7 protein-coding genes are annotated in these 7,743 nt (G+C 64.3%); 3 read left to right on the forward strand and 4 right to left on the reverse strand.

All coding sequences use genetic code 11. From position 1 onward, the window contains the following. Nucleotides 1-101: 101 nt before the first annotated feature. Nucleotides 102-1,214 (reverse strand): tyrosine-type recombinase/integrase, encoded by a 1,113-nt coding sequence (locus tag AS026_RS22950; RefSeq protein ID WP_028748910.1) that lies wholly within the window; start codon nt 1,212-1,214, stop codon nt 102-104. 127 nt (nt 1,215-1,341) lie between these two features. On the opposite strand from AS026_RS22950, the gene AS026_RS22955 reads away from it, so the two are divergent. Continuing rightward, nucleotides 1,342-2,301 (forward strand): DUF1403 family protein, encoded by a 960-nt coding sequence (locus AS026_RS22955; RefSeq protein WP_028748909.1) that lies wholly within the window; start codon nt 1,342-1,344, stop codon nt 2,299-2,301. Between the two features lie 2 nt (nt 2,302-2,303). After that, nucleotides 2,304-2,996, forward strand: a complete 693-nt coding sequence (gene scpB, locus AS026_RS22960; RefSeq protein ID WP_051321166.1) for an SMC-Scp complex subunit ScpB — start codon at nt 2,304-2,306, stop codon at nt 2,994-2,996. A 29-nt stretch (nt 2,997-3,025) separates the two neighbouring features. On the opposite strand, the gene AS026_RS22965 is transcribed toward scpB, so the two are convergent. From AS026_RS22965 to AS026_RS22975, 3 genes are read right to left on the reverse strand one after another with little or no spacing between them, the layout of a single operon-like run. Then, on the reverse strand, nt 3,026-4,048 hold the full coding sequence (locus tag AS026_RS22965) for a TniQ family protein (RefSeq protein WP_028746974.1): 1,023 nt from the start codon (nt 4,046-4,048) through the stop codon (nt 3,026-3,028). After that, a complete protein-coding gene (locus AS026_RS22970; protein WP_028746973.1) occupies nt 4,045-4,923 on the reverse strand; it encodes a TniB family NTP-binding protein in 879 nt (292 codons plus the stop codon). Before AS026_RS22970 ends, AS026_RS22965 begins: the two co-directional genes overlap by 4 nt. A gap of 2 nt (nt 4,924-4,925) precedes the next feature. Further along, nucleotides 4,926-6,512, reverse strand: coding sequence for a Mu transposase C-terminal domain-containing protein (locus tag AS026_RS22975; protein WP_235777076.1), 1,587 nt, complete (start codon nt 6,510-6,512; stop codon nt 4,926-4,928). 131 nt (nt 6,513-6,643) lie between these two features. Here AS026_RS22975 and AS026_RS22980 point away from each other — a divergent pair. Then, the coding region (locus AS026_RS22980; protein WP_062371849.1) for an RHE_PE00001 family protein at nt 6,644-7,743 on the forward strand (1,100 nt) is incomplete at its 3' end.

A 7,743-nucleotide genomic window follows, 5' to 3' on the forward strand; every position in this document is an offset into this window, starting at 1 on the left:
GCTGTGGCTTTTGCTTCCCGATTTCAATTGAAGCGCTAAGCTGAAAATCCGGCACGCAATTTTGACCTAACGATTTCATGCCGGGCGAGGGGAGGGGCCTCTTAAAGCCCTGACGCCTTTGTCAGATTGGTGCGGAAGCGGTCGCGCCGCCGCTGATATTTACGCGTCATCTCCGCCGAGGCGTGACCCAGCTGTTTCTGAACATACCGCTCCTCGATGTCGGCTGAGGAGGCAAGGCCGGCGCGCAGCGAGTGGCCTGAGAACAGCAACGCACGTTCCCCTTCCGTAAGATCGGAACGGACGCCTGCGGCGAGTGCGGTCTGCTTGACCAGACGGGCGACATGTTTGTCGGAAAGCCGCTCGACGTCGACCGTCTTGTTGTCCTTGAAGATGCGGCGGAAGAGGGGGCCGCGCGCAATCCGGCCGAAGCGGATCCAGCTCTCGAGGGCTGCCACGGGGCAGGTCTCGCTGGAGGCGCCGCGGCCGACCTCGACCTCGCGCCATCCGGTTTTGCCGCGCAGCGTCACCAGGACGCCTTGGTCGGGAAAAATCTCGATCCAGCCATGGCCATCGCTCTTGTCGTCGCGGACAGCGTCGAGGCCGGCGATCTCGGAGCGCCGCAGGCCGCCGGCGAAGCCCAGGAGCAGGATGGCCCGGTCACGCAGGCCCCTCAGATCGTGGCCGAGGGTGTTGACCATCGCCTTGATGTCGTCGCCAAGCACGGCCTCCTTCTGTCGCGGCGGCTTGGCGTGCTTGCGGCGAATGCCGGCGAGCACCGTCGCAATATGCCGGTCGGTGCGATCCATCGGCACGCCGCGCTGGGTAAAATTCCAGGCGAGGCCGGAGAGACGTCGCTCGATCGTCGCCACCGAGAGGGCAGGGGCACTGCGTTTCGGGTTTTCGGCAGAGATGCCCGAAGCACAGGCGCCGATATAGAGGCCGATCACCTGGCTTGAGGGGGGCAGCGGTTCAAAACCTTCGCGGCGGCACCAGGCGGTGAAATGCCGCCAGTCCTTGGCGTAGGCATCGCGGGTGTTTTCGGAACTGGCGGCGTTGGCATAAGCTGTCGCGGTCTCGACCAAGGCTTCCAGCCGCGCCGGGACACGGGGTGTCGGCCCGGGGGCGGGAGGTGAAGCGCCCAATTCGCTGCCGGGATCGACGACGTTGGTGCTAGAATCGTCGATTTTGGGCGTGTTTGCCGGGGGATTTTCCATGGTTCGGGATGCTATCACTTTATGTCCGGTAATGGAAGGTTACCGGACATAAAACAGTGTTGACGGGCCGTGCGGTTTCGGCAGAACCGCATGGCATAAACTGCACGCTTCGATTATGCTCGGCAGCATGGATTCGCGCTCCCGCTCGCCTCTCGTCACCCCAGTTCCGCCCACGGCCGTGCCGCCCCTGCCGGCCTGGGTTTTGCCGCGCGGCGGCGAGCTGGGTGAGGCGGACGCCGCCTTCGCCGCCGGCATCGCCCTGAAATCCTTGGACGATCTGGTGCGCACCGAACCCGCTTGGGCCGGCTGCTGGCGTCAACGGCTGGCGCTCAGATGCGCGCAATCGGCGGTGCAGCTGATCGGCCGCACCGAGAGCGAACCGGCCTTGCGCGATGCGCTGCTGCTCACCACACCCGACGACGATCCCGGACCGGCCGGCACAATGGTTTTGGCCTTCCAAAGGCTGGCGGCGAAGAAGCGGACGATCGGCAGCAAGGTTCTGCAGGGGTTGGCGGCACTGATCGGCTTGCGCCGCGACGGCCTGGACGAGCTCGCCGATCTGTTCGACGCCGCGCTGCAGTCGCCGCGCACAGCACCCTTCGCCGTCGCCGAGCTGGTGGCGAAAATCTGCGCCGCCCGGCCCGACGCTGAAATCCTCGCCTGGTGGTTGGCCGATCGGCTGTTGGCGGAAAAACTCGGCTGGGCGTGCGGCGTGCCGCTGCTGATGGCCGAACGCTATGGCGCCGCATTTAAGACGATCGGCGGCCGCGGACGGGTGCGGTCCGGCGAGCCTGGCTTTGCGCGGGCAGTGTGCCTGGCGCTCGTGTCAGGGACGACCGAGGCCCTGCGGCAGGCCAATGACATCGGCCGGCGCGCCGAGGCATTGCTGGCGGCGGCGCCGAAGGTGCGGACGAAGGGCGCCGGTGTCGTCTTCGAAAAGCTGCTCGACGAGGATGCCGTGCCGGCTTCCGCGCCCGGCAGCGATCTTTCCCGCTGGGCGGCGACGCGGCTGTTCGAGCGGCTCGAGAGTTTTGGCGCGGTGCGCGAACTCTCCGGCCGCACGTCCTTCCGGATTTTTGGATTGTGACGATGACCGGATCGGGGGCAACCAGGACACATCGAGGAAGGAAATCGAGGTCGGAGGATGAAATCCTCTATGACCGGGAACTTGAGGATCTACCGCCGGAGCTGCGCTGGCGCGAATGGATGCTGAGGGTGGAGGCGGTCATTTTTGCCGCCGTGGAACCGGTTAGCCGCGAGACGCTGGCGCGGGTGGTCGGAAAGAGCTGCAGCATCGAGCTGCTCATCGATGATCTGCGCGAGGACCTGCGGTCGCGTCCTTATGACATCGTTACGGTCGCCGGCGGCTGGCAGCACCGAAGCCGCTCGGCCTATGCGGCCGCGATCCGCGCGTCGCAGGCGCCGACGCGGTCGTCTCCGGTGTCGCTGTCCGAGCACGAAGCCGCGGTGCTGGCGGCCATCGCCTACCTGCAACCGGTGACCCGCGGCGAGCTGTCGAAGATGTTCGGCAAAGAGGTGAGCCGCGACACGATCGCCAGTTTGCGCGACGCCGGCTTTCTTGGCTCCGGGCCGCGCAGCCCGACACCCGGCGCGCCCTATACTTATGTGACCACCAGGCATTTCCTGTCGGCGTTCGGCCTCGAGACGCTACGCGATCTTCCCGACCTCGAACGGTTGGAGGACGCGGGACTGCTCAGCCGGCAGGCGCTCGAGGGGGATGCACTGCCGATGCGCGAGAGCGAAGCATCGGAGAACGACTGATTCATCCAAGAGCTATGTTTCGGCCTGTCTCACGCCGATCGACGACGTCGACCACGCTCCATCACACGCGCATACGCTCCGAGCAGGGCGGCCACGTCCACGGGCTTTGGCTGGACAGTCGTCTTAGCCTGGCGTTCCCGGAGTTCTCTTCGTTTCTCGAGGCAGTCCGCAAAACGCTCGATGAGCCTCCGGTGGCCCTTCGCCGCCAAGATCAGAAGTCGCCACTGCGCGGCTGCCGTTTCGTCGCCGGCCGTCAGCCAGTCGTCGTCCGGTCGGTTTGCTGCCCACGCAATGCAGTGCGCCCGTGCCGCCGTGGACAGGCTGATCAGGTTCGCCGTCGAATAGATGCCATCGGGCAGGTTCAAAAGGCGTCGAATGAGCGAACGGCTGGATGGCGTATTTCTCATCCCTTCCAATCGACAGATGTCGTCGATGCAGCGATCGAGTTGTCTTGCCGCTGGACTGATGCCAATTCTCGATGCGCGACGCAGGTCGTAGCCACAGCGGGCACAGTAATGTTGCGGCACCAGTTCAGCTTGGTCAAAGACCGCGATGCAGCTTTGGCAGGACGGACATCGGTCGCGCAATCGACAGCTATGTTTCGAGCATGAAACCCGGGTTGCCAGTCGCCATCTCCGCCGAAAATAGGGCTGTGCATCCTCGGCGAGACAGTAAGAACAAAACTGCAGCCAGGTTGACTCTGTCCGATGTCCGCCGTTGCGAAGCGGCAGCAGAAGCTGCCTCGGCAGGGCGTGCGGCAACATCATCGCCGCCAGCTCATCGGGCGCGATACCGGTGTTGGCGCTCAGCAGCTTTGCGATTTCACCCGGCAGCCGGAAATCAAGGGCTGGCGACCACATTACCGCATTGCGCCGGAGCACGCGAGCGAAGGCTCGCGGCGGAACACCATTGGCATGTGCAAGCCGGTGTAGCCAGCTCGACAGCAACTCGTCTGCCTGGGGCACGACGGTGACCGGCCAGCGGTCGGACGCGACGTCACGATAGTGTTCACGGATGCTGATCGTCGGTGCAGGCGCGTCGACCGTCGTCATAGAAGGCTCTCGCGCAGAGCCGCGTTGCGCCGCTTAGAAACCGGCACGTGGCGGAGCTCGTCGATGCTGGCCTTGCTGATGCGTTCGGTTCCGGATCCAATCGCCGCGACGGCCGCCTTGGTGACGATGGTGACGATCTCGCCGATCAAGCCTTCCGAGAGGCTGAATATCCGACGCGCCAACGGCTCGTTCGACAAATCGGAGCTTTTGGCCAGCGGCAATGCGGCCTCGAGACTGTCGAGCAGCATGAGATAGTTTTCGTCATACTGCCAGCGTGGGACCGCGACCAGCTCGAAGCGGCTCGCCATCTCGCTGGTGGCGTTGATGAAATCGCAGACGGCCACCTCGCCGATCAGCACCGGCGAGATGTCGTACTGGCGGCCGATCCGCCGCAGGAAGGCAAAGACGGCTTCGACGTCGCGGGCACGGCCCCGCAGCGCATTGTGGAACTCGTCGAGAATCAGCACCTTCGGCTTGAGGCTCTCCAGCAAGTGGTCGAGTTGCTCCGCCTTGCGACCGACATCCCACATATCGCCGCCGGGAGCGCGCAGCGCCTGCAGAATACTGGCATAGAAATGGCCGAGGCCGGCGCCTTCGCGTGTCTGGACCATCCAGACTTTTTGCGCGGGCGCGGCTCTCAGGTGCTCGACGGCGAAGCGTTCGGCGATCATCGTCTTGCCGTTGGCGTAGGGGCCGACCAACATCAGCCCCTGGGTTCGCAAAGACGGAGGTCGTTCCAGGAGCTCGGCCAGCCGCCGATGGCTGTCCTGGGCGACATGATGCCCGATCCAACGGGGTGCGCGGATATAGGCGATCCGCTCTTCCCGATCACGGCCGAGATATGGCCGGACATGCTCGAGCAAATGATCCGACATGGCTACCAATCCTCGACCGGCAACCGGCTCTTTTGGCGCGGCGGATGCTCTGCCGGTAGAGGCGCCGGCGGCCGCATGACCGCATAAGGCTTGTCCGCTGTGGCGGCATGTGCGCTGCGGACAGCGTCGCGCAACTGGCGCTTGGAAGCCTTTGCGGTCTCCGCTATGGCTGCGATCTCGCGGCGGACCGCCACCTTCTCGACGTTTGAGCGTCGATTGGTTGTGCGCCGACGGGTGCGCTCGGCCGCATGTTCCCATAGGGTCACTGGCGACAACTGGCCATCGCGTCGCTCGACCGGCCGAAACTGTCTTGTTTCCGGGTCGCGGACATAGACATGACTGATGTCGCGGGGATCGTATCGCACCTCGAGCTTTCCGAGCCGGTCCCGCTCTGGAACGAAGACGCCCAGCCACGCCGAATAATAGTGCAGGGCGAACATGCTGATCCCTTGCGGCGACAATTGCCTCTCCGTTCTTGGTAGAAACGACAGCAGCACGCGTTGCGGATCGTCGCCGAAGACCGGCAATGCCGAACCGTTGCGTTGCCATTCGGTCAGCGGCACCTTCAGGGTCTTGGAATTTTCCTGCAGATTGTGATCGATCACGGCCAGCGCGACGCAGCGCTCGAGATCGGCGAAGCTCAGGCAGGCGCGCCGCTCGGATGGATATTCATCGCGGTGGGCGACGGAACGCCCCGAGGAGCCCGGATAGGTAGCGAGAACTCCGTTGACTTTGCCCAACAGCCGTTCAACCACGCCGCCGTGATGGACCCTGCCACGATCGCGGGGGCGGATCCGAATGCCGTAATCCTCACAGCCTTGTTGGAATGCATGCCCCTTGAACTCCATCGCCGAGTCCGCGACCAGCAGCCGCGGTCGACCGAACATCGGCCAGGCGTGATTGAGATTGCGCGCGGCAAGCCATGCGTCTTTCGGACACATGGCCTGGGCGAGGCATAGCGCGACAGACAGCACCGACGGCTTCTCCAAGGTGAGGCAGAAGCCGAGGATGGATCGTGTCGCCACGTCGGTGATGACAGTCAGGTAAGGGCGGCCGACGAACACACCAGCCCCGTCAACAACCTCCACGAAATTGATATCGGTCGGCGTATGGTCGATTTGGCAGACGGCGAGCGGGTGCGGCGCATGGATATAGCCGGGTCGCGGCTTCAGCCGCAAAAAGTGCTTCGGATTGGCCGAACGCTTCTTGGCGATCTCTTCAGGCGAAAACAAGACCGGGATGCGTCGAGCGACCGTCACATAGGACGGCACGGCAAGACCGGCTTCCTCGCAGCGCGCGCGGATCTCGTCGACCACGGGAGCAAGTCCGGTCGGCTCGAGCGTCAGCCACTTCTCCCGAAGTGTGGTCGCGATGATCTCCTCGATCTGTTCCGACAGCCGTTTGCGCCGACTGACCGCAGTGCGAGGCAGCAGGGCCGTCACCGTCCGATCGGCGCGATATCGGGCGAGGAGATTGTAGATTTGCCGTGTGGTTAGGCGCAGTTCAGCCGCCGCGCGCGTGATGGTAGCCTGCCTCGGGCCGCGACCGTCGAGGATCTTGTCCAACTCGCGGGCAATGCGACGCGCCATCGACCACTGCTCGTCCGAGATCGGGCGATCCGCCGGCAAGGTTCGATCGTGAAATCGCTTTGGCAAGGGGCTTCATTTGAAATCGTTAGCGAAAAATCGACACCGATTTAGCGTCTAAACCTAACGCCTGTATGACATTTTCCGATTTGAAATCCGAAAGTAAAAGCCACACGGGCATCGTGCTGGCGCGTCTCGACGAGCGCATCGCCCGTTCGCCGGTGGGGCAGGGTTTTGTCGAACGCACCCACTTCACCGATGCCTGCGCCTCGTTGTGGATCGACGGCGAACTCGTCCACCTGGAAGATCTCGTCCTGCACGACGACACGCGCGATATTCGCACACCAACCCATGAGCTGACAATCGCCCGCGACGTGCTGCGCACGCGCCGGCGAATCGCCACCCAACAGTCCGGCTGGGCTTTTTCCACCGACGGTCTTCGGACGCTGCGGCAGACGTCGGAGATCATGCCGGCCGACGTTGACGCGGCGGAGGCGACCGGCGCCAAGCAGCCTGTCGGTGTCGAGCCGATAGGGGACGGGGGCGGTGCTGGCGGTGGCGAAGGCCTTCCCGGTGTCGACTATGCCGCCATCGATGCGGTGCTCGCCCGGTCGGAGGCGGCGATCGAGAACGCAATACGGCCCGGCCGTGCCAGCGCACAAGAGAAAGATCCGATGATCTACGATCTCGACTGGGATGAGGATGCGCGGCTGGAGGAATGGCGCAGCGTCGTGCGGCAGGCGCAAGACTTGCCGGCGGTGCTGCAGGCGATCGTCGCCCTCGATGCCTGGAACGAATTGTCTGTGCTGCAGCATGCGCCTTGGCTCGGCCGACTGCTGGCTGCCTCGATCCTGCGCCAGGCCGGCGTCACCACCGGAGCCCACCTGGCGGCGATCAATCTCGGCCTGAAAACCATTGCCGTCGATCGGCGCAGACATCGTCATAGCGAAACCCGGTTGGTCGCCATTGCCCACGGGCTGATCGCGGCCGCCGAGATCGGCCTGAAGGAGCAGGACCGGCTTTCACTGGCCCGAACACTCATGGAGCGAAAACTCGATGGGCGGCGGACGTCTTCAAAATTGCCGGAGCTGGTCGAGCTGGTAATAGCGAAGCCATTGGTGTCGGCCGGCATGGTGGCGAAGACGCTGGATGTCACGCCGCAGGCGGCGCGGCGGATCGTGTCGGAGCTCGGCCTCAGGGAGATGACGGGGAGGGGGAGGTTTCGGGCATGGGG

The sequence above is a fragment of the Rhizobium altiplani genome (assembly GCF_001542405.1).
Lineage (GTDB): Bacteria > Pseudomonadota > Alphaproteobacteria > Rhizobiales > Rhizobiaceae > Rhizobium > Rhizobium altiplani.

Coding starts and splice junctions, on each gene's coding strand:
- AS026_RS22950 (WP_028748910.1), bottom strand. CDS start 1,214: ATGGAAAATCCCCCGGCAAACACGCCCAAAATCGACGATTCTAGCACC.
- AS026_RS22955 (WP_028748909.1), top strand. CDS start 1,342: ATGGATTCGCGCTCCCGCTCGCCTCTCGTCACCCCAGTTCCGCCCACG.
- scpB (WP_051321166.1), top strand. CDS start 2,304: ATGACCGGATCGGGGGCAACCAGGACACATCGAGGAAGGAAATCGAGG.
- AS026_RS22965 (WP_028746974.1), bottom strand. CDS start 4,048: ATGACGACGGTCGACGCGCCTGCACCGACGATCAGCATCCGTGAACAC.
- AS026_RS22970 (WP_028746973.1), bottom strand. CDS start 4,923: ATGTCGGATCATTTGCTCGAGCATGTCCGGCCATATCTCGGCCGTGAT.
- AS026_RS22975 (WP_235777076.1), bottom strand. CDS start 6,512: ATGGCGCGTCGCATTGCCCGCGAGTTGGACAAGATCCTCGACGGTCGC.